The 20,208-nt window shown below is 62.5% G+C and carries 21 protein-coding genes; 18 read left to right on the top strand and 3 right to left on the bottom strand.

The annotated features are described in order from the left end of the window. Position 1 precedes the first annotated feature (1 nt). The 18 genes from fliF (at position 2) to WYH_RS15430 (ending at position 15,568) form a co-directional block, all read left to right on the top strand. Positions 2-1,663 (top strand): flagellar basal-body MS-ring/collar protein FliF, encoded by a 1,662-nt coding sequence (gene fliF, locus WYH_RS15515; protein WP_046904550.1) that lies wholly within the window; start codon positions 2-4, stop codon positions 1,661-1,663. Then, positions 1,660-2,685, top strand: coding sequence for a flagellar motor switch protein FliG (fliG, locus tag WYH_RS15510; protein ID WP_046904549.1), 1,026 nt, complete (start codon positions 1,660-1,662; stop codon positions 2,683-2,685). Before fliF ends, fliG begins: the two co-directional genes overlap by 4 nt. Then, the gene (locus WYH_RS15505; protein ID WP_046904548.1) at positions 2,678-3,247 is read left to right on the top strand and encodes a FliH/SctL family protein; all 570 of its coding nucleotides are present in this window, start codon (positions 2,678-2,680) and stop codon (positions 3,245-3,247) included. Before fliG ends, WYH_RS15505 begins: the two co-directional genes overlap by 8 nt. 14 nt (positions 3,248-3,261) lie before the next feature. Further along, positions 3,262-4,572 (top strand): FliI/YscN family ATPase, encoded by a 1,311-nt coding sequence (locus tag WYH_RS15500; protein ID WP_046905266.1) that lies wholly within the window; start codon positions 3,262-3,264, stop codon positions 4,570-4,572. Next, a complete protein-coding gene (locus WYH_RS15495; RefSeq protein ID WP_046904547.1) occupies positions 4,562-4,987 on the top strand; it encodes a hypothetical protein in 426 nt (141 codons plus the stop codon). The genes WYH_RS15500 and WYH_RS15495 overlap by 11 nt, the downstream gene beginning before the upstream one ends. Before the next feature lie 98 nt (positions 4,988-5,085). Continuing rightward, positions 5,086-6,351 carry a hypothetical protein gene (locus tag WYH_RS15490; protein ID WP_046904546.1) on the top strand — a complete coding sequence of 422 codons (1,266 nt, stop codon included), beginning with the start codon at positions 5,086-5,088 and terminating at the stop codon, positions 6,349-6,351. Positions 6,352-6,386: 35 nt separating this feature from the next. Then, positions 6,387-6,974, top strand: a complete 588-nt coding sequence (locus WYH_RS15485; RefSeq protein ID WP_046904545.1) for a flagellar basal body-associated FliL family protein — start codon at positions 6,387-6,389, stop codon at positions 6,972-6,974. An 89-nt stretch (positions 6,975-7,063) separates the two neighbouring features. Then, entirely contained in the window at positions 7,064-7,882 is an 819-nt protein-coding gene (locus tag WYH_RS15480) for a FliM/FliN family flagellar motor switch protein (RefSeq protein WP_053833632.1), read from the top strand. Beyond that, on the top strand, positions 7,879-8,232 hold the full coding sequence (fliN, locus tag WYH_RS15475; protein WP_046904543.1) for a flagellar motor switch protein FliN: 354 nt from the start codon (positions 7,879-7,881) through the stop codon (positions 8,230-8,232). The genes WYH_RS15480 and fliN overlap by 4 nt, the downstream gene beginning before the upstream one ends. Before the next feature lie 8 nt (positions 8,233-8,240). Continuing rightward, positions 8,241-8,519: a flagellar biosynthetic protein FliO gene (locus WYH_RS15470; RefSeq protein WP_046904542.1), complete on the top strand. Its 279-nt coding sequence runs from the start codon at positions 8,241-8,243 to the stop codon at positions 8,517-8,519. Then, a complete protein-coding gene (fliP, locus tag WYH_RS15465) occupies positions 8,516-9,292 on the top strand; it encodes a flagellar type III secretion system pore protein FliP (RefSeq protein WP_046904541.1) in 777 nt (258 codons plus the stop codon). Before WYH_RS15470 ends, fliP begins: the two co-directional genes overlap by 4 nt. Before the next feature lie 4 nt (positions 9,293-9,296). Next, positions 9,297-9,569, top strand: a complete 273-nt coding sequence (locus WYH_RS15460) for a flagellar biosynthetic protein FliQ (RefSeq protein ID WP_046904540.1) — start codon at positions 9,297-9,299, stop codon at positions 9,567-9,569. Next, a complete protein-coding gene (gene fliR, locus WYH_RS15455) occupies positions 9,566-10,351 on the top strand; it encodes a flagellar biosynthetic protein FliR (RefSeq protein WP_046904539.1) in 786 nt (261 codons plus the stop codon). Before WYH_RS15460 ends, fliR begins: the two co-directional genes overlap by 4 nt. Then, positions 10,348-11,478, top strand: a complete 1,131-nt coding sequence (locus WYH_RS15450; protein WP_046904538.1) for an EscU/YscU/HrcU family type III secretion system export apparatus switch protein — start codon at positions 10,348-10,350, stop codon at positions 11,476-11,478. Before fliR ends, WYH_RS15450 begins: the two co-directional genes overlap by 4 nt. 42 nt (positions 11,479-11,520) lie before the next feature. After that, entirely contained in the window at positions 11,521-12,948 is a 1,428-nt protein-coding gene (gene fliD, locus WYH_RS15445) for a flagellar filament capping protein FliD (protein WP_046904537.1), read from the top strand. Position 12,949: 1 nt separating this feature from the next. Then, a complete protein-coding gene (locus WYH_RS15440; RefSeq protein WP_046904536.1) occupies positions 12,950-13,324 on the top strand; it encodes a flagellar protein FliS in 375 nt (124 codons plus the stop codon). 312 nt (positions 13,325-13,636) lie between these two features. Beyond that, positions 13,637-14,332, top strand: a complete 696-nt coding sequence (locus tag WYH_RS15435) for a response regulator transcription factor (RefSeq protein ID WP_053833631.1) — start codon at positions 13,637-13,639, stop codon at positions 14,330-14,332. Between the two features lie 102 nt (positions 14,333-14,434). Further along, positions 14,435-15,568 (top strand): GGDEF domain-containing protein, encoded by a 1,134-nt coding sequence (locus tag WYH_RS15430; protein ID WP_235979564.1) that lies wholly within the window; start codon positions 14,435-14,437, stop codon positions 15,566-15,568. A 266-nt stretch (positions 15,569-15,834) separates the two neighbouring features. On the opposite strand, the gene WYH_RS16920 is transcribed toward WYH_RS15430, so the two are convergent. The 3 genes from WYH_RS16920 to WYH_RS15420 all read right to left on the bottom strand — a co-directional run bounded on the left by WYH_RS16920 (position 15,835) and on the right by WYH_RS15420 (position 20,048). Continuing rightward, complete coding sequence (locus WYH_RS16920; RefSeq protein WP_156320164.1) at positions 15,835-16,059, bottom strand: hypothetical protein; 225 nt, start codon at positions 16,057-16,059, stop codon at positions 15,835-15,837. A 315-nt stretch (positions 16,060-16,374) separates the two neighbouring features. Beyond that, positions 16,375-18,714, bottom strand: coding sequence for an EAL domain-containing protein (locus tag WYH_RS15425; protein ID WP_046904535.1), 2,340 nt, complete (start codon positions 18,712-18,714; stop codon positions 16,375-16,377). Positions 18,715-19,064: 350 nt separating this feature from the next. Continuing rightward, a complete protein-coding gene (locus WYH_RS15420) occupies positions 19,065-20,048 on the bottom strand; it encodes a bile acid:sodium symporter family protein (RefSeq protein WP_046904534.1) in 984 nt (327 codons plus the stop codon). Positions 20,049-20,208 lie beyond the last annotated feature (160 nt).

The raw sequence follows: 20,208 nt of genomic DNA, 5'->3' as shown, positions 1-20,208 counted from the left end.
GATGAGCGATCTCGTTCCCGCGGCCCAGCAAGGGTCCATTCTCCAGCCCCTGAGCAATCCGGCGGGCGGTTCGATGCCGAACCGCCTCAAGGCGTTTACGGCCCAGCCCGCCATTCGCCGCGCTTTGCCATGGTTTGCCGGCCTGGCCGGTATCGGCCTGCTGGCCCTGACCTGGGCGACGATGGCCCCGGCGCCCCAGCGCGTGCTCTATTCCTCTCTCAGCGACAATGAACGCGCCGAAGTGGTCGCCGCGCTCGAAAAGGGTTCGGTCAACTACCAGATCGATTCCGGCACGGGCGTGGTCACGGTGGATGAAGGCGATCTCTATCGCGCGCGTATGCTGGTCGCCTCCGACGGCGCATTGGCGACACCGGAAAGCGGCGCCGAACTGCTCGATTCCCTGCCGATGGGTGCCAGTCGCACGCTTGAAGGCGACCGTCTGCGCGCCGCAAACGAACGCGAACTGACGCTGACCATTTCCGAAATTGACGGGGTGGAAGCGGTGCGCGTGCATCTGGCCCAGGCCGATCGCTCCGTCTTCGTGCGTGACAATATCCCGCCCAGCGCCTCTGTCATGGTGCGCATGGCGCGCGGGCGCCAATTGTCGGATTCCCAGGTGATGGCGATCGCCAATCTGGTTGCGGGTTCCGTGCCCGGTCTTGCGGCCGAGGCCGTGCGGATCGTGGACCAGCATGGCCGCCTGCTGTCCCAGATCGACAGCAAGAATTCCGACCGGCTGGAACTGCAGGCGCGGATGGAAGAAAAGCTGCGCCTTCAGGTGGAACAATTGCTGGCCCCGATGATCGGCGCGGAGAATTTCTCGACCGAGATCCAGGCAGAGCTGGACATGGACGAGGTTACCTCGGCCCGGGAAAGCTATGACAAGGATGGCGCCGTGCGCCGCGAAACGGTGCAGGAAACCAGCAGCAGCAGCGGACCCGGTGCCGCCGGTGTTCCCGGCGTCATGTCCAACACCCCGCCAAGCGATGCCCAGGTGGAAGAAGGCGCGCCCAATCCCGGCCGCGCAGCCGGCGCCGGTGCTGCCGGCCCGCGCAACGACAATACCAGTTCCAGCCGCACTTACGAGCTGGGCCGGGAAGTCGCCGTATCGAATACCGCGCCCGGCACGCTCAAAAGGCTGTCCGTTGCCGTCGCTCTCAATGAAGAGGCGATGAAGGGAGCGAAGCCGGAAGAGCTGGAGAAGATCAAGGAACTCGTCTCTGCCGCGGTTGGCGCAAATGAAGCGCGCGGCGATAATGTTGCCGTCATGGTTCGCCCGTTCCAGAAGATGGAGGTTGAACCCCTGCCCTTCTGGGAAACGGCATGGTTCGCCACTGTTCTGCGCAATGTGGTGGCGCTGATTTCGGTATTGCTGGTCCTGCTTCTGGTAGTCCGGCCCGTGGTAAAGTCCCTGACCCGCGGCAAGCAGAAAGCATCGGAAGAAGGCGAAGCCCCGTCTGGCGCCGGCGTGGTCAATCTCGTCGGCCAGCAGGCCCCGCCGCAGGGCGGAAACCCGGCCGCACCGCCACAGGGCGGCGGCAATGAACAACTGACCTCGCAGATCGAACTGGCCCAGCGCATCGTGCGCGAAAAGCCGGATGACGCGCTGGAAGCCTTGCGCCGTATGCTGGGTGAACCGGACAAGGCGGAGACTGCCCGATGAGCGACATGTCCCCTGCCACCACCCCCAGCGGCGCCGATCGCGCCGCGGTGATGGTCATGCTGCTGGGCGAAGAGGATGCAGCCAGGCTGCTCGGCCGCCTCTCACCCGAAGAGCTTCGCGTGCTTGGCGCCAAAATGTGCGAGCTGGGCGAAATCAGCCCGGCAACCATTGCCGATGCGATATCCAATTTCGCCAGTTCCGCCAACCAGTCGGGCATTTCGGCCCATGGCCGGCTCGACAGTGTCCGCCGGATGATGGTCGGCGCGGTCGGCGATCTGAAGGCGGAAAATATCATGCGCAGCCTCGCGCCCGAGGAACAGTCGGCCAAGACGCCGGCACTCGACCTTGCGCGCTGGCTGGAACCGGAAGTCCTGATCCCGCTGGTGTCCGACGAACCGCCGCAGGCCATCGCGGTATTGCTGGTGCAACTGGACCCGGTCGTGGCGGCAAAGGTGCTGGCCGGATTGCCGGAACATCTGCACACACCGGTGGTCCACCGTATCGCCAAGCTCGGCCCCGTATCGCCCGACGCGATAGAAATACTCGAACAGACCCTTTCCACCAAGATTTCCCGCGCCCATGGCAAGTCTTCCCTGAAAATGGGCGGCGTGCGCGGCGCAGCGGAAATCATCAACAATTCGGGCCGGGTGCTGGAAAAGCGGATCATGCCGGCGCTTGGCAAGCTGGACAAGCAGCTTGCGAAACAGCTCGAGCAGGAAATGTTCAAGTTCGAACATCTCTATGTCCTCGATGCCCAGATGATGGGGCAGTTGCTGCGCGAAGTGGATGGCGAATTGCTGATCGACGCGTTGAAGGGCATTCCGGACGACGAACGCGATCATTTCTTCCGCGCCATGTCCAGCCGTGCAGCCGATGGCCTGCGCGACGAGATCGAATCGCGCGGGCGGATCAAGCGCGCCGACGTGGAAGCTGCGCAGCAGAAGATCCTGATCGTGGCGAAAAAGCTGGCCGCCGAAGGATTGCTGGTGTTCGGCGATTCCGGGGAAGACGAATATGTCTAGGCCAGCCTTGCAGGACATGTTCAAACCGCGCAGCTTCACCCAGGATCCGCGCTTTGCCGGCTTTGCGGGCAGCCCTCCACCGCCCTGCCCCGCCGATCCCGTGGGCGAAGCCTTTGAACGCGGCTATGCCCAGGGAATGGACGATACACGGGCAGAAATCGCCCGGCAGCAAGCGGCCAGTGAAACGGCCTTGCGCAAGATCGAACTCGCCTTCACCCGGCTGGACGAAGAAACGGCCGCCGAACTGCGCGAGAAATTCCGCCAGACAGTGCTGGCCCTGTGCAACGAGGCAATCGCCCCGCTGGCCGTGGATGAGGAAGGGCTCACCCGCCGCATTGAACGCGCCGTCTCAATGTTGCAGCGTTCCCAGGATGAAAAGCGCGTGCTGCTCAATCCTGAAGATCTCGCTCTTGTTGCCGATCGCCTGCCCTCCGGGCTGACCGTGGAAGCGGACCCGGCAATCGAACGCGGCGCCTTGCGGATCGAAACGCCCGACGGCGGAATAGAGGACGGCCCCAGCCAGTGGCGCCGCATTCTCGACGAGGCATTTCGCGAGTGCTGAAGCAATTCGACACGATGCTGGATGAGCTCGCGGTCGCGCCGATCGATCTCAGCCCCCGCCGTTTCGGCCGGGTCACGGCATGCGATGGCGGCCTGATCGAAGCGAGCGGGCTGGCCGTGCCTGTCGGCGGCCTGTGCCGCATAGACCATGGCAAGGGGCAGGCCCTGACCGCGGAAGTCATCGGTTTCCGCAATGGCCGCACGATGATGATGCTGCTGGGCGACACGGTTCTTCTGCGCCCCGGTGTTCCGGTCCGGGCCGAAGGGCGCCCCGGCATGTTGCCGGTGGGCGAACAATTTCTCGGCCGCGCGGTCGATGGACAGGGCAACCCGATCGATGGCGGGCCTCCGGTCCATGCGATTGCCGACTGGCCCGCCGGCGGAAAGCGCAGCGGCGCGCTGGATCGCGCCAGCGTTACCGAACCATTCGACACCGGCATTCGCGCGCTGAACGCATTGACCACTTTCGGCGTGGGCCAGCGCGTGGGCATCATGGCCGGGTCCGGCGTCGGCAAATCCGTCCTGATCGACATGATTGCCCAAGGGGCGCAGGCCGATATCGTCGTGGTCGGCCTGATCGGTGAACGCGCGCGCGAAGTGTCCGATTTCGTCACGCGCCACATGCGCGGAGAAACGGGCACGCGCACCGCCGTGGTTGCCGTGCCGGCTGACCATGCCGCCAATCTGCGGCTGCGCGGGGCGCTGTTCGCCACTTCCCTGGCCGAATATTTCCGCGCGCAGGGGCACCGCGTGCTGCTGATCCAGGACAGTTTGACGCGCATCGCCCATGCAGCGCGCGAGATCGGCATCCTGCTGGGCGAACCCGGCGCGGCGCGCGGCTATCCGCCTTCCGCCCTTTCCGCCATTACCAAGCTGGTCGAACGGGCCGGTAATTCGGCCGAAAGCGGGGGGTCGATCACCGGCCTTTATACCGTGCTGGCCGATGGCGACGACCAGAACGATCCGGTGGTGGATACCGCGCGGTCAATTCTGGACGGCCATATCGTGCTGTCGCGCGAACTGGCGCAGCGCGGGCAATATCCCGCCGTGGATGTCGGCGCTTCTCTCAGCCGGGTGATGAACGACGTGGTGCCGCCGCATCAGGTGCAGCTGGCCCGCAAGTTTCGCGCCCTTTCCTCCAGCTATGAAAGCAATCGCGATCTCGTGCTGATGGGTGCCTATCGCCAGGGCGCGGATGCCGTGCTGGACCGGGGCATTGCCCTGGCCCCGCGTCTGGCCGCTTTCCTTTCACAGGATGTGGGCGAGCGTGTGTCGCTCCCCCAGTCGCTGGAACAGCTGGAAGAGCTGATCGGCAATGACCAGTGACCGCCAGCGCCTGCGCCGGGTGCGCCTGATCGAGCGGCTGCGGTCCAGCGAACATCGCCAGGCCGCAGCCGAAGCGCATCGCGCGGAACTGGTGCGGCAGAAGCTGGAAAAGCTTTCCGAACGGACCCGCTCCCTCGCCCAGCTTTATGCCTTGCGCGACGGTGCGCGGGACGGCGCGGATCTGCGCGGCGCGACCTTGCTCAGCGCCCATATGAACGAGCTCGGCCGTACGGCCGAACAGCAGGCCAGCCAGGCGCGCGACGCCGCCGATGAAAGACTGGCCGAACTGGCCATTGCCGACCGCAAGCGCCGCCGTGCCGAAGATAATCGCCGCGATGTACATCGTGCGATCATTGATCGGCTTGCGAAGCCTGATTCCACCCCTGCCCGGAGGACTGGCACGGAACTTGAATAGCAAGGAAGGCAACAGAACGCACAGGCAGGCACATGCAATCTCTACCTTCCTTTCTCGACGCGCTTTCCCCGTCCGGCCCCGCCAAGGGTCTGAAGGGTATGGTCGAGTTCGCAAGCGCAGAAAATGGCGCAAAACCTGACTTTTCGGGCCTTCTCGCCAGTCTCGTAAAACCGTTGCAGGGCAAGGATGGGATGCTCAAATCCCTCTCCCCCGAAGATGCGCTTCCCGGCGAAGAAGGCGGTAGTCTGCCATCCGCCGAACCTGCCGACGGCAGTACGCTGCCGCTTATGGTTAAGACCGGCAAGATCTTGCCGCTTTCCTTGCCGGCTGCCTTGCCGGTCGCCTTGCCCGTTACGCTGCCGATCGCGGCTGGCGGCGAAGCAAAGGAGATCACAATCTCCGAAAATGGAGAAAGCGCGGATAAGACCGAAGACGGCCAGGAAATCGCCGATGCGGCCATGCTGGTCGGCGCCGCTCCGCTGCTTGCCGTGACTGCACAGGAAGCGCCCATTACACCCTCCGCGACTGACAAGCCGGACATGATGCAGGGCGCGCAATCGAATGCCGCCATGCTGGCTCAGAAGCAAAATGATCCGAAGCAGGCCGATCCGAAACCGGCCGATCCGAAACAGGCAGGCAGGGCGGAAATGGATCAGGCGCCGGCGGTTTCGCTGCGCATGGCCGATCGCTCCGCCAATGCGGATCTGGCGGATAGCTCGGCCGGGACCGGGCGGCAGGATATGCAGCAGGGCGGGCAGCGTCCCGAGATCGTCCGCCAGGCCCAAACGGTGCACGCCCAGGGCGTGATCGAAACGGTGCAGACCGGCAGCGATGCGTTCACGCAGGCGACGGCGGCACCGGCCATTCCAGCCGCGCCGCAACCGGCGGCACATGGCGGAACGAATATCCCCTCCCTCAATCCCGCCGCCAATATGGATGCGCGGCAGGATCTGATGCAGATCGTCAACCGGCTGGTGGCCGCGCGTGAGGCGGCAGCCCCGGCCACGGCGGATTTTTCCATCGACCATGCCGAATTCGGCGAACTTTCCCTTCGCATCGACCAGCGGCAGGACGGCCGCCTGGCGGTGGAACTTTCGGCGCGCGATCCGGATGCGCATCGCGCCATTGCCGCCGCCATGGCCGCCGATCGCGGCCAGTTTTCCGGCAACGACCAGTCCGGAACCAACAGCCAGCAACATCAGAACGCGCAGACGCGTGGCGGAACCGCCGAGCGTGAAGCCGGTGCCGGCAATGGCAGCAACAACAGCACCGCCCGGCAGGATCAGCCGCACGGGCGCGCCGACATGCGCGACAGCGATCAGAACCAGCCCGGCGGCGAGCCCCGCAGCGGCATCTTCGCCTGAACCCGAACCGACAGCATTATCCCGCAGGAACTGACATGAGCGACGAACAGGAAGACAAGAAGCCGAAGAAAAAAGGCATGGGCATGGTCACCAAGCTGCTGATGGGGCTGGTCCTGCTGGCAGCCGGCGGCGGCGGTGTCTTCGGCCTGATGGCAGCCGGCATCATCGGTGGCGGGGCGCAGGCCGAACCGGCAGAGCCGCAGGGCCCGCAGCTTGTCCTCAAGGGAGAAGAAGATCCCTATGCCCTGCCCGCAGGCAAGGGCGAGGCAGAGATCGAGATGGTCTATGGCGAAGGCGGCAGCAAATACCGCACCGCCTATTTCGACTTCGGCGATGATTTCACTTCCAACCTGAAGAATTCCGAAGCGCTGGTGCAGGTGAGCCTTGCCGCATCGACCCAGCGCGATGGCCGCGTGCTGATGTGGCTGAAGGAACATCAGACAGCGATCCGTTCGCGCATGTTGGTGGAACTGGCCAATACGGGCGAAGAGGAAGTGTTCACGCCTGAAGGCAAGAAGAAGCTGCAACAGCGGATGACCGACGCGATCAATGAAGTGCTGGTCGACCGTGAAGGCTTCGGCGGTGTCGACCGGGTCTATTTCCGGACCTTCATCGTCCAATGATGCAACAAGGCTTCCCTGTCGCGGCGAGTGTCGCCGCGAACCATTGCGACGCGCTGCGGGCCAGACGTTCGGCAGCTCCGAACGATTTGATGCCGCAGCTGTCGCGCGCGGGCGAAAGCCTGGCCAAGTCGCTGGCGGAAGAACTGGCGGAATTTTTCGGTGATCAGGAACCCAAGATTAAATCGCTGGGCGCACAGACGGCCAGATCGGAAACCTTTGCCCGGCTGACGGGCCCGCTGACGGCCAATGCGCTGATGGCGCTGGGCGCCACGAACCATCGGCTGCTGCTGTCGATCGACGCGCGCATCATTCTGGCGGAGCTGGACCGCACTTTCGGTGGCACCGGCGATATCGATGACGATGAAGTTCCGGCCGCCCTGCCTAAATCGGCGGAATTGCTGGCCCGCAAGATCCAGCAACGCATGGCCGATGGCTTCATCAATGCGCTGGGTGCCAAATGCGCCCTGCGCAATGTCGGCGGGAATGCCCGCTATTCTCTGCTCTCCCCCTTTCCCGAGGGGAAGGAGCTGGCCGTCCTGACGCTGGAAATCGAACGCGGGGATGCGGATCCCTGGACCGTTCGTTTCGAAACCGATCTGGAAGCCCTGCCCGCGCTGCTGTCGCAAAGCGCAAAGAATACTGCCGACGGCCCGCGCGAACCGGCCAGCCCCCTGGACCGTCCCTTTGCCGATGTCCCGCTGGAAATGCGCGCGACGCTGGTGGACATGGACATCCCGCTTTCCCGGCTCGCCGCCCTTCAACCCGGCATGGTTCTGCCGGTGGCGGTTGCCCGAAACGTGCCGTTGAAGATCGGCGATACAATGATCGCGCGCGGCCATGTGGGCGAACTCGACGATCAGATCGCCCTGCAAATATCCCAGACATTTTCCGGAAAGGAAGCGCAATGACCTTCTCAGCCGATGGCTTCGGCCTGATTCAGGACATCGATGTCCGTCTTACCGTCGAACTGGGCCGCACGCAGATGCGCCTGCGCGACGTGCTTGGCCTGGCCGAAGAAAGCGTGGTCACGCTGGACCGTCTGACCGATGAACCGCTGGACGTGATGGTCAATGGCAAGCTGATCGCCCGGGGCGAAGTCGTGGCCGAAGGCAATCGCTTCGGCCTCAGGATCCTCGAACTGGTCGGCGCGAACGGCCAGGGTTCTGCTCCGCGCGCTGCGCCCACCCCGCCCCCGGCACCTGCCGCTGCTTCGGGCATGGCCGCATTCGGCCAGGCCGAAATGCCCTCTGCGGAGTAACGCAATCCATGTTCTGGTATGTCGTCAAACTGCTGGTCCTGCTGCCGCTGATCGGACTGATGATCTGGGGCAGCCTGAAACTGGCCCAGCGTATGCAGGGCCGTTTCGGCGCCCCGCAAAGCGGCACGCGCTCCGTGCGGATCGTGGAAACCACCATGCTTTCGCCGACCATGCGCCTGGCCGTGCTTGAATTCCACGGCCGTGAAATCCTCGTTTCCACCTCCCGCAACGGGCTCGTCCGCCTGGCCGAAGCGCCGGCGCGGCCAAGGTCGGAGATCGAGGAATGAAGCGCCTGTCTGCCCTTGGCGGCGCCCTGATCGCGGCCGCTGCCCCGGCACTGGCCCGGGCGCAGGATGTGGCTGCGCAGGCACAGAACGCCATGCCCGGCGCGCTGGACCGCGCCTTTGGCGAACTGGGCGGCGCGGGCGGCGAACCGTTGAGCCTTTCGCTCCAGCTGCTGCTGGTCATGGGCCTGCTGACGATCCTGCCGGCCCTGATCCTGATGATGACCAGCTTCACGCGGATCATCGTGGTGCTCGCCATTCTCCGCCAGGCGCTGGGCCTGCAACAATCCCCGCCCAATCAGGTGCTGGTGGGATTGTCGCTGTTCCTGTCGCTGTTCGTGATGGCGCCGACGCTGGAACGGGTGAACGACGCCGCGCTCGCGCCCTATTCCGCCGGAGAGATCAACGCCGAACAGGCAATCGCTTCCGCGGGCGACCAGTTTCACGCCTTCATGATCCGCCAGACGCGCGAAACCGACCTGGAAATGTTCGCCGATATTGCCGACGTGCCCCGTTTCGCCTCCCCGCAGGACGTGCCTTTCAGCATCCTGCTTCCGGCCTTCGTCACCAGCGAGCTGAAGACGGCGTTCCAGATCGGCTTCATGCTGTTCCTGCCATTCCTGATCATCGATCTCGTTGTTTCCAGCGTGCTGATGTCGCTGGGGATGATGATGATGTCGCCCATGCTGGTATCGCTGCCTTTCAAGCTGCTGCTCTTCGTCCTGGTGGACGGCTGGGCGCTGCTGATGGGCTCGCTCGCTTCAAGTTTCGGATAAGTCGATGAACGAGCTTCCCACCCTTCTCTCGCTGACGGACCAGATGCTGTGGGTCACGGCGCTGGTGGCGGCGCCCGTGCTGCTGGCCAGCATGGCCGTGGGCCTGGTGATCGGCCTGATCCAGGCGGCGACTTCGGTCAACGAACAGACCCTTACCTTCGTCCCCAAGCTTGCCGCCATCGCCATCGTGCTCGTCCTGCTTGGCGGCTCGATGATGGCACTGGTGAGCGACTTCATGCAGGACATCTTCCTGGAGATCGCCAGGATCGGCCGATGATCGCACTGGATTTCGGCCTCGGCGCGATCGAGGAACAATTCCTGATCGTTGTTTTCCTGATGGTGCGGATCGGTGCCGCGCTTCTGGCCGCGCCCTTTTTCGGGGGCGCGGCCGTACCCGTTACCGTGCGCGTCTGCGCCACCGGAGCGCTGGCCATTTTTGCCTTCAACTGGATGCCTCCCATCGCCACCCCGCCGGAACTGTTTTCCGCAGTCGGCCTGCTGGCCGTGGCGGGCGAAGTTCTGATGGGGCTGGTTCTGGGCTTCGTCCTGCAGATCGCCTTTGCCGCACCGCTGATCGCGGCCGAACTGATCGGCGGCGGCATGGGCATGAGCATGGCGACCGCCGTCGATCCCAATAGCGGGGTTCAATCAACCGCTTTCGGCCAATATTTCACCATCGTCCTGACGCTGATCTTCCTGGTTCTTGGCGCCCATCTGCAATGGATCGGGCTGCTGATGGAAAGCTATCGCACCTTCCCCCCGGGGCAGACATGGCTGGGACCCGAACGGTACGAGATGATCGGCGGCTTTGCCGGGCTGATGTTCGAAACGGGGCTGCGCATTGCCCTGCCCGTCACTCTCGTTCTCCTGCTCGTACAATTGCTGACCGGGGTTCTCAGCCGCTCTGCACCGTCCCTCAACCTGTTCGCGCTGGGCCTGCCTGCGGGCGTGCTGGCGGGTATCGCCGCCATGATCATCGCCGCGCCGCTGATCTATGACCAGTTCATCGACATTGCAGAAACATCGCTGCTGCAGGTCGAACAGGTGATGACGCCATGAGCGAGACCGCCGGCGAAAAAACCTTCGCCCCAACCGCGAAGCGCAAACGCGACGCGGCGCTGAAGGGCGATGTCCTTCGGTCAAAGGAATTGTCCAGCGCGGCGGTGATCCTGCTGGGCGCGGCCTGGCTGACCTTTGCCGGCCCCTGGGTGTTCAGCGATCTGACCGGGATCCTGCGGTCCGGCTTCGTGTTCGACCGGCGCGACCTGATCGATTTCGAACCCGGCTCCATGCTGCGCGGCGGATTGTTCTTCATCCTCCCGCTGCTCGCCACCATTGCCCTGCCCGTGGTTCTGGTGACGCTGCTGACCCAGCTCGGCTTTGGCGGAGACGGGCGCTGGGTGATCGAAAACCTCAATTTCAAGGGATCGCGCATCAATCCGGCCTCAGGGCTGAAGCGCATGTTCGGCCCGAATGGCCTGATCGAAATGGGCAAGGGTTTGCTCAAGGTCGCCCTGCTGGGAACCATCGCCTATTTCTGGGGCGTCAACTGGCTGGAAACGATTGCCGGGCTGGGCCGCGGCAATATCGCCCATCAGCTCGCCGCCGGCTGGGGCGCGATCACATCGCTGCTGTTCTCGCTGGCGGCCGGGCTGGTGATCATCGCCATGGTGGATTTTCCGATCCAGCTTATCCGCCGCAACATGCGCCTGAAGATGAGCCACCAGGAAATGCGCGATGAAAACAAGGAGATGGAAGGCTCCCCCGAAGCAAAGGCAGCACGCCGGCAAAGGCAGCGCGAACTGGCGGCGGGCGGTGTCGCCCATGCCATGCGCGAAGCGCAATTCGTGCTGACCAACCCGACCCATTTCGCTGTCGCCATGACTTACGACCCCGCCAAGGCATCGGCCCCCTTCGTGCTGGCCAAGGGGCGCGGCGACAAGGCGCAGGCGATGAAGGAACTGGCGCGTGAACTTGGCGTGCCGATGCTGGAATATCCGCAGCTTGCCCGTTCGGTCTATTTCACCACGCGCGAAAACCAGACGATCCGGGAAGAGCTTTACGCCGCGATTGCCGCCGTGCTGGCCTTCGTCTTCTCGCTCAAGCGAGGGGAAAAGCCGCCGGTCCCGATCATCGATGTTCCGGCCGAACTGCGTTTCGACGCCGATGGCCGCCTGCAAGCCTGATCACCCCCTTAACCCTGCGCCCGGAAAGCCGTTCTTCTCACCATGGTGGACAATTCGATATCTTCCTCGATCGTCACGTCGCTCGGTGCGGGCAGCGGGGTCGACATGTCGGCGCTGGCGACGCAGCTCGCAACGGCGCAATATGAAGATCGCGTCACCCGCCTGACCGAAAAGAGCGAGACGCTGGAAACGCAGATTTCCTCCGCCTCATCGATCAAGAACATCCTTGCCCAATTCGTTTCCGCGCTGGGCGACCGTGTCCGCGCGGGCGATTTGTCGGCCCAGCCGAATATTGCCAATTCCGCGATAGCGCGTGTTTCCTCCCCGATCGGAACCGCCGGTTCGGGCAGCTACACGCTGGAAGTGGAACAATTGGCCAGGGCGCAAACGCTGACCAGCCCGGCCTTTGCCGGGGCAGATACCGTGGTGGGCGCCGGTTCGCTGACTTTCCGTTTCGGCACCGCGACTGCTTCCGGCTTTACGGAGGATAGCGGCCAGACGGCGCTGACCGTGGATCTGGACAGCGGATCGACGCTGGCCGATGTAGCGCGCGCCATCAACGCCCAGGGTGCCGGCGTCACGGCATATGTGGCGCAGACAACTGCCGGTGCACAGCTGGTCTTCAAGGGTGAAGAAGGGGCACTGAACGGTTTCATCGTCGAAGCGGTGGAAACGCCCGGCGAAGAAGGGCTGTCTGCGCTGGCATGGGATCCCGGTTCCGGGGGCGCCCCTTCCCGGCTGCTGGCCGTATCGGGCGATGCCTCCTACAAGCTGGATGGCCTGCCCATGACCAGCGCCAGCAACAATGTGGGCGAAGTCGCGCCCGGGCTGGCACTGGAACTGACCGGCACGAATATCGGATCTCCGACCACGATCGGGTTCAAGGACCCGACCGAAGCGATCGGATCCATGATGGATGACCTGGTGACGGCGCTGAACGAAGTGCTGGCGGAACTTCTGCCTGCCACTGACGCGCTGACCGGCGAACTGGCCCGCGATCCGGGCGCACGTGCCCTGCGCCGCGCCTTCCAGGAACTGGCCAGTGCGGAAATCATGCCCAATGCCCCGGCAGGCGCGCCGCGCACGCTGGCGGAACTGGGCCTCAGCACCCAGCGGGACGGCACTTTCGCGCTGGACACCGCGCAATTGCAGCGCGTGCTGGAAGCCGACCCGGAAAGCGTGACCGCCATGTTCACCACCGGGGTCAACGGCGTCTATGCCAAGCTGTACAGCATCGAACGGGCGGCCCTTTCCACTTCCAACCCCGCCTCGCTCGCCTCTTCCATCAGCCGCTACCAGTCGCAGACCAGCGACGTGGCCGAAGCGCTGGAGAAGGTGGCGGAAAAGCAGGAAAACCTGCGCGCTTCACTCGCCAGCCGTTTCTCGGTGGCGGATTCGCGGATTGCCGCATCGCAATCCACCCTGACCTTCCTGCAACAGCAGATCGACGCCTGGAATTCGCAGAACTGACATGCTTGCGCTGACCGATCCCCACGAAGCCTATCGCCGCAGCGAAATCGACGCACGCGTATCGGGCGGCAATTCCGCCGATCTCGTGCGCTTCTGCCTGAGCCAGGTGATCGAAGGTCTTGGCGGCGCAATCGCCGCGCGGGGCCCGGCAACACCCACCCTGCGCAGCAAATCGATCACGCGGGCACTGACCGCCCTGACCGCGCTGGAAATGGGGGTGGACCGGGGCGCACCGCTCGCAGGCGCGCTGCTGCAGGTCTATGGCTCTGCCCGTCGGGCCCTGCTCGATTGTGTCACCGATTTCGATGCCGATCGCCTGCGGCTGGTGCGACAGGACCTTGCCGATATCCAGCAGGCATTTTCCCAGACAGCCTGATACGAAAAACGGGTTTACTTGCGGAATCAACTTTAGTTGATCTCCTATGGTTTCCCGTTTCGAGACAAACCGGTTCTATTTGCGGCTCCTTTCGTTATAAACCCTGTTGGGGACAACGGAGATGGGGGGCCATTCTCCTGCGAAAACAGCAGCACCAGGGTTAACGGATAGTCGGGTCTTGCCGCCAGGAGCTTCGGCTTCCGCTATTCGGACAAGGTCGACAATTGCCCAATTGCGGTTTTCGCAGACGTTTGTCCCATCGGGGGGCCTGTTTCCAGGTTCCGAATGTATGGACACAGACAGTCGGGGATCATGCCTTCAATTCACAGCATCTTCTTCATCGGGGCCGACACGCGCACCCGGGCGGAAGTTACCAAATTATTCTCGACTGGCGGCTGGCAGATCAGTCCGGCGGACAGTTTCGACGAATTCGACGCCGTGCCCGTCAAGGGCGCTGTAGCGCTCTGTTATGTCAAGGATGCAGGGGACGTAGCAGAAGTTCAGGAACAGATGGCCCGCCGGGGTCACTGGCTGCCGCTCATCACCTGTTGCGACGGCGGCGATCACAGGCTCATTGTAAAAGCCGTCCAGTCGGGTTCGCACGGCCATCTGGTCTGGCCCTTCGATCTCGATGAATTCGCCGGCGTCCTGGACGAAGCCGAAATCCGGATGGAACAGATCGTCCGCAAGCAGAGCGCGCGCGCATCGGCCTCGCGCAGGCTTCAGTCCCTCTCGCGCCGCGAACGCGAAGTGCTGGCCGCCCTCGCCCGTTTCGGATCGAACAAGCGAATTGCACTGGAACTGGATCTCAGCCCGCGCACGGTCGAAATCTATCGCTCCAAGATCATGCAGCGCCTTGGCGTGAGCCATGTTGCACAGGCCCTGTGGCTTGCCTTCCAGAGCGAGGAATTCGTGGGCGATCCACAAGCCGGAATGCCACAGGTGGAAGACCAGACCTACCCATCGCCCTTCCCTGGTGATGCGCTGCTTGGCGATATTGTGCGATAATACTAAGATTCAGGGTAAATAGCGGGTTAAATTCCGGCGATTTATCTCCAGTTTTCCGTGTGATGGGCTGAATTTCTTAGTGAACGTTCCGTTCTTATGGGCATGTTCATCCGCTCTCCCTCCCTCGCCGCACGTCGGCCGCTCGGCAATTGGCTGCGCACCGGTGCATCCGCGCCGATCACCGACAATGTCGGCATGGGCGGCCGGCCGGATCCGAAGCACCAATTGCTGGAACAGATCAGCGCATTCCTGATCGACAATGATCTGGAAGTGAACCCGGCCAATCTGGCCACCGCATTCCACGTTGCATCGGGCGGCAAGCCGCGCCTTGCCTTCCAGGTGGCGCAGCTTTCCGCCCATGGCGGGATCACCCAGGCCTGGCTCGATGCGCATCCGGACCACGAATCCGAAGTCCATGAGGCGGAGATGTCGCGGCGCCTGATGTCCGAGCTGGATGAAGTGCTGACACAATTTTCGCGGCAAGCCACCGCCGCGCGCAGTGCGGCCAGCGATTACAGCAGCGATCTTCAGCGCCACGCCTGCGAACTGAAAGAAATGGACGGCGGAACAGACAATCTTGTCGGCCGGCTCGTCTCGCTCACCCAGCGCATGGCCGAACGGACCCGCGCGATAGAAGGAGAGCTAAGCTCGCGCGAGAAAGAAGCGCGCAAGCTGCGCCGGCAGATGGGCCAGATGAAGCGCGATGCCGAACAGGACCACCTGACCGGCCTTCCCAATCGCCGTGCCTTTGAGGTGCAATTTACCGCTGCCTGCGAAAAGGCACGCGAAAATGACGAAGCGCTGAGCCTTGCCTTTTGCGACATCGACCACTTCAAGCGAGTGAATGATACGCATGGCCATGATGCGGGCGACCGTGTGCTGAAAATGGTGGCCAAGGTGCTGAGCAGGATTTCCAACGAGCGTTGCCACGTCGCCCGTCATGGCGGCGAGGAGTTCGTGATGCTGTTCCGCGGCAAGGATGTGCTGCAATCGAAAGATGCGCTGGATCAGGCGCGCGAGACGCTCGGCGCGCTGCGCCTGATCAATCGCGACACTAACGAGCCGATCGGGCATATCACTTTCTCGGCCGGTGTGGCGGATGTGTTTGCCGACGAAGATCCGCGCAAGGCACTGCGTTCTGCCGACGAGGCGCTCTACAAGGCCAAGCATTCCGGCCGAAACCAGGTGCTTGTCGCCGGCGCGGACGAGCAGGAGAATCCAGCCGAGAAGCTGTGAAAAGCTCGCGGATTCGGGCGTTGCCCCACCCAAGTGACCGGCTCGACAGCGGCCAGTTTCCATCCGTCACCATCGGGATTGGTTTAGCCCCGCAAATGGCTTGAAGATCTTGCTGGCAAGTATTGGCCGAACGGAAGAGAAGCCCGCCGATTGAGCGGGCTTTTTCATGTCAGGAGAAATGAAAATGTATGGAGCAAGGTTTGAGGTCGCGCGCCTCGCAGCTGCGAGTGGCGCAAGTCCCAGCAAACTAGTCAACGTCGCAGAGACTATCCGCGCTTTTCTGGAAGAAGGGCAATCGCGTCTTCTGGATAACTCGGGGCTTTCACGGCGTGAAGACAGGCTGCAAACGTCTTAATGATCCATTCTCGGGGCGGTGCGTCCCCCATTCCAACCAAAGTATAGCCTTCGGTTCGCGCGATTAATCCCATGAGCCTGTAGGCAACTTGTTCAGGCGAATTCTCGCCCATATGAACCACAGAATTATCAGCCATTAGATCCTCCGTTTTAGCGATTGGCGGAGGGTGTCTTAACGCGTGCACAGAGTCGAGTCAGTCCAGTGACTTAGGGCTGTGTTTGCAAGGTATCCAATCACCAAAAAGAAAGGGGCCCGATTGGGCCCCTTTCGAAACTCGGTTCGGCCTAAGCCTTAGCGGTAATATCCGCCGAGCAGCCATTCCCAGAAGCCACGAGCGGACTGAGCCGTGCGAGCCTTCGGTGCCTGCATAGTTTTACGATTGGACATGATTCGACCTCCTTGTGCTGGAAGCCGTAGTTAGAATTAACCATGTCTGTTTGTAAAGTATTTACTATACTCGTCGGCGTGGCACCCCGTCGGTCAAGCGCTTTGCCGGTGCTTCGAATTCCATTAAACGGCTGAATTTCGCGGGTTTGGCGAAGTAATAGCCCTGCGCAATATCGCAGCCGGCCTCCTTTAGTCTTTCGACAACATCAGCCCCTTCAACCCCTTCAACCCCTTCGGCGATAACCGTCATGCCTAGACTCTTGCCAAGCATGGTTACCGATTCGACAATTTTGCGGGCTTTCCGGTCATCCGGCGTTTTTGCCACGAAGCTCCGGTCGATCTTGACCTCGTCAAACGGCAGGGCATGCAGGGTTTCCAGGCTCGCCGCCCCAACCCCGAAATCGTCGACCGAAAGTTTCACGCCGGTCTGACGCAGGCGTTCCATAACCAGGCCCGCCTTGACGTAATCGACGATGCGCGCCGTTTCGGTGATTTCCAGCGTAATCTGGGTCGGATCGAGCGAGACGCCCGCCAACGCTTCTTCCAGTATTTCCGCTACGCGATAATCGGCCAGCAATGTGGCCGAGACGTTCACGGATAATTGGAAACCGGTTTCCGCCAGCGGCGAAGCTGCGAGGGTGGACAGCGCATCGCGCATGACCTTGCGCGTCAGCGCCTCCATGCGGCCCGCCTGTTCGCATTGTTCGATGAAGTAGGACGGGGAAATCGATCCGCGTTCCGGATCCTCCCAACGAACAAGCGCCTCCGCCCCAAAAAGGGCGCCGCTGCGTATATCGATCTGCGGCTGATAGACGACGTAGATTTCGCCCGTGCGCAGCGCATCGTCGATCTTGGCTTGCAGCGAGATGTTCCAGATGCGGTCCGCCTCGCTGGAGGCACTGGCGAAGTGGATCGGCGCGACCGCTTCCGATGTCTTGTCCGCGGCGGCAGTGGCGGAAGCGATCTTGCGCACGGGGGAACCTTCGGACGTGGAATCCACGCCAAAGGTTATCACCACGTCCACGGCAGTACCGCCAACACTCAACGGGCTGGAGAATACGGCGCGCAATCCCTTGAGATGAGCTTCGAGCCGGACATCGCCGTGATCCTGCACGGCCCATGCCAGATAGCGCCCGCCATTGGTGTAGATCTTCAGGTCGCGCTGCGTGATGCGCAGGCGATCAGCGATCATGTTCAGATATTCGCCGTGTTTTTCCACCGGCAGGGCGGACAGCACTTCATCGAAGTGGTGGACCTTGGCCACGACGACCGATGCCGTGTGGACCGATCCCATCTGGAACAGGTCGCGTTCCAGCGCCTTGAATGTGGGCAGGCCGGTCGCTTCATGTACGAGAGCGCTGGCATTCTGCCGCGCAACCCACAGGCGCAACCCGCCATAGATTGCCAGGAATATCGCGGTTTCGGCCAGATTGGCGGGCCAGTGTTCAGCCGTGAAAAAGGCAAACAGGCCGATCAGGGTCAGTGAAATCAGACCGTAACCGATCCGCCGCGAGCCCCGCTTCACCTTGATGACCGCCACGATCAGCGTCAGGCCGGTGAAGAACAGCAACATGGTCGGCCAGGCGAATTCCGGCGGCAGCCCAGCCAGCAATGTTTCCGCGCCATAGATGGATACCATCGCCCCCGGCACCTTGGGATGGCCCGGTATGGTCGCGACATTGGTGGTGTTGGCAACGCCGCTGCCGATCACCACCGTCTTGCCGGCAAAGGCTTCTTCCGCCTTGCGCATATCGGTGCGAAGCATGGTGGCGGCTTCCACCATGGTGAATGCGGGGATGGTGGAATAGCTGACCGAGTAATCGACGGCGAAACTTTCGCCTGCGGGACCGATCTGACCTGCGAGAGCGGCGGGAAGGCTGGGCAATTTGTGCCCATCATCCATGACTGCGAATGGCAGGCGCCAGATAAAGCCGAAAGGATCGACCCATTCCTTGCTCACCACCTCATCCGAATTGCCGGTGATGATGGGCAGCGATCGCAGCGTCTCGTCTCCACCCATGGTCGTCATGTGACGACGAACGAAATATATCTGTGACGTGCCGGCAACTGCATCGCCCAGGCGACGGTCAGCCTCGATCGTGGAAGGCTTGTCAAAAACGTCGGTGACGAATGTCCTGGCCGGGCCTGCCCTTCCCAAACCGTCGATCAGGTCGGCCAGTGCGGCGCGGCGGCCGGGACTGGACGGATCGGCCAGATCTTCCGGTGCGCCAATGAATACCACCTGGCCGGACGCCGGGTGGCTGGCCAGGCGCGATTGCAGGATACGCAGGAAATTGGATGCCGGAGAAGCAATTCCGGAAATGCCGAGCGCAAAGGCAATCAGGGCAGCAATTGCCACATGCCTGGTGCGCTGGTTTCGCCAAAGATCCGTCAGTGCTGTCATCCACCTTCTCTTGGATACGTTCTTCTTGCGACCTTGTGTTCCGAACGACCCCGCAGATTACCTAGCAGCCGATGGTAAACAGCCCGTTTTCAATTGCCGAGATCGGTAGCCTCACTGAGAAAATCGCTTTCCCGGGATAATCTTTTGTAAAACCAACAATTTGGCGCGTTTCACCAAGCGCCTGATCAAATTTGATCCCCGGAAATCTGCAGAAATCCGCTGGACATGGTTATTTTCTTGATGCCGCAATCAATCCACACCGCATCCGCAAGCGGGATTCGGTTTACGGGAATCCGCCCGGTCAGCCGGCCCGGAGCACGGCGGCACACGATAGATACGGCCAAAGAGTTTCAGGCGGCCGCGGGGTTGCCCCCGACATCCGGCCGCGCGGAAAGCCGCTTGGCAATGATCGCACAGGCGATCAGCTGCAATTGGTGGAACAGCATCAGCGGCAGCAATATCGCACCCACTTCGGCCGGGGCGAACAACACGCCCGCAATAGGCACGCCGGAGGCCAGGCTCTTTTTTGAACCGGCGAAGAGCAGCACGACCTGATCTTCGTAGGAAAAGCCCACCAGCTTGCCAGCCCACCATGTGAGCGCCAGAACGACGGCGAGCAGGACACTGCAGCAGGCCAGCACGATGGCCAGGTCGGTCCAGGAAACCTCGCTCCACAACCCCTCCACCACGGCAGCGCCGAAAGCTGCATAGACAACCAGCAGGATGGAGCCGCGATCAACCTTAGAGAGGATCCATTTATGCTTCGTCACAAATGCGCCGATCAGCGGCCTAAGGGCATGGCCGACAAGGAACGGCAGCAGCAATTGCAGCACGATCTTGGTAACGGAATCGAAGCTCAGTTCCACCTGCGATCCGCCCATCAGCAGCACGGCCAGAACCGGCGTCAGGAAAATGCCGAGCAGGTTGGAAAAGGATGCCGTGCAAACCGCAGCCGCGACATTGCCCCGGGCGATGGAAGTGAAGGCGATGGAACTCTGCACCGTGGAAGGGAGCAGCGTCAGGAACAGCAGCCCCGATGCCAGCGCCACCGGCAGGCCCGGCACGGCGGCAAAGCCGAGGCCAAGCAGCGGGAACATCACGAAAGTGGCTGCCAGGACTGTCAGATGCAGTCGCCAATTGGCGAGGCCCTGAATAATCGCCTCGCGCGAGAGCTTTGCCCCGTGCAGGAAGAACAACAGCACGATCCCCGCATCGGCTGCGATGTCCACCACCGGCACGAAACCACCGCGCGCAGGAAGCACGGATGCCAGCACGACAGTCGCCAGCAGGGCACCGATGAAGGGATCGAACAGGGCAAGGATACGGCGGATCATTCAGCGTCTTTCTCTCCGCCATGGCGGCGGTGCAGGATGGCCCTGCGCAATAATCAGGACAGAATGCCCAGCCACATCCCGATCTTCACGATGCGAACAGGCAGTTCGGCAAGGCCATGTTCCGCCATCCGTTGATCCGGCGGCAGAGTGCTGCCGGGCC

The organism is Croceibacterium atlanticum (assembly GCF_001008165.2).
Classification (GTDB): Bacteria; Pseudomonadota; Alphaproteobacteria; order Sphingomonadales; family Sphingomonadaceae; genus Croceibacterium_C; species Croceibacterium_C atlanticum.
Note: the sequence above shows the minus strand (reverse complement) of the source record. Positions and strands in the feature narration are given on the sequence as shown.

Bases quoted from the DNA above. Each gene is read 5' to 3' on its own strand.
- fliP (WP_046904541.1), top strand. From the start codon at position 8,516: ATGAAGCGCCTGTCTGCCCTTGGCGGCGCCCTGATCGCGGCCGCTGCC.
- fliF (WP_046904550.1), top strand. From the start codon at position 2: ATGAGCGATCTCGTTCCCGCGGCCCAGCAAGGGTCCATTCTCCAGCCC.
- WYH_RS15490 (WP_046904546.1), top strand. From the start codon at position 5,086: ATGGTCGAGTTCGCAAGCGCAGAAAATGGCGCAAAACCTGACTTTTCG.
- fliG (WP_046904549.1), top strand. From the start codon at position 1,660: ATGAGCGACATGTCCCCTGCCACCACCCCCAGCGGCGCCGATCGCGCC.
- WYH_RS15505 (WP_046904548.1), top strand. From the start codon at position 2,678: ATGTCTAGGCCAGCCTTGCAGGACATGTTCAAACCGCGCAGCTTCACC.
- WYH_RS15470 (WP_046904542.1), top strand. From the start codon at position 8,241: ATGTTCTGGTATGTCGTCAAACTGCTGGTCCTGCTGCCGCTGATCGGA.
- fliR (WP_046904539.1), top strand. From the start codon at position 9,566: ATGATCGCACTGGATTTCGGCCTCGGCGCGATCGAGGAACAATTCCTG.
- WYH_RS15450 (WP_046904538.1), top strand. From the start codon at position 10,348: ATGAGCGAGACCGCCGGCGAAAAAACCTTCGCCCCAACCGCGAAGCGC.
- WYH_RS15485 (WP_046904545.1), top strand. From the start codon at position 6,387: ATGAGCGACGAACAGGAAGACAAGAAGCCGAAGAAAAAAGGCATGGGC.
- WYH_RS15430 (WP_235979564.1), top strand. From the start codon at position 14,435: ATGTTCATCCGCTCTCCCTCCCTCGCCGCACGTCGGCCGCTCGGCAAT.
- WYH_RS16920 (WP_156320164.1), bottom strand. From the start codon at position 16,059: ATGGCTGATAATTCTGTGGTTCATATGGGCGAGAATTCGCCTGAACAA.
- WYH_RS15480 (WP_053833632.1), top strand. From the start codon at position 7,064: ATGCCGCAGCTGTCGCGCGCGGGCGAAAGCCTGGCCAAGTCGCTGGCG.
- WYH_RS15435 (WP_053833631.1), top strand. From the start codon at position 13,637: ATGCCTTCAATTCACAGCATCTTCTTCATCGGGGCCGACACGCGCACC.
- fliD (WP_046904537.1), top strand. From the start codon at position 11,521: ATGGTGGACAATTCGATATCTTCCTCGATCGTCACGTCGCTCGGTGCG.
- WYH_RS15425 (WP_046904535.1), bottom strand. From the start codon at position 18,714: ATGACAGCACTGACGGATCTTTGGCGAAACCAGCGCACCAGGCATGTG.
- fliN (WP_046904543.1), top strand. From the start codon at position 7,879: ATGACCTTCTCAGCCGATGGCTTCGGCCTGATTCAGGACATCGATGTC.
- WYH_RS15460 (WP_046904540.1), top strand. From the start codon at position 9,297: ATGAACGAGCTTCCCACCCTTCTCTCGCTGACGGACCAGATGCTGTGG.
- WYH_RS15495 (WP_046904547.1), top strand. From the start codon at position 4,562: ATGACCAGTGACCGCCAGCGCCTGCGCCGGGTGCGCCTGATCGAGCGG.
- WYH_RS15500 (WP_046905266.1), top strand. From the start codon at position 3,262: ATGCTGGATGAGCTCGCGGTCGCGCCGATCGATCTCAGCCCCCGCCGT.
- WYH_RS15420 (WP_046904534.1), bottom strand. From the start codon at position 20,048: ATGATCCGCCGTATCCTTGCCCTGTTCGATCCCTTCATCGGTGCCCTG.
- WYH_RS15440 (WP_046904536.1), top strand. From the start codon at position 12,950: ATGCTTGCGCTGACCGATCCCCACGAAGCCTATCGCCGCAGCGAAATC.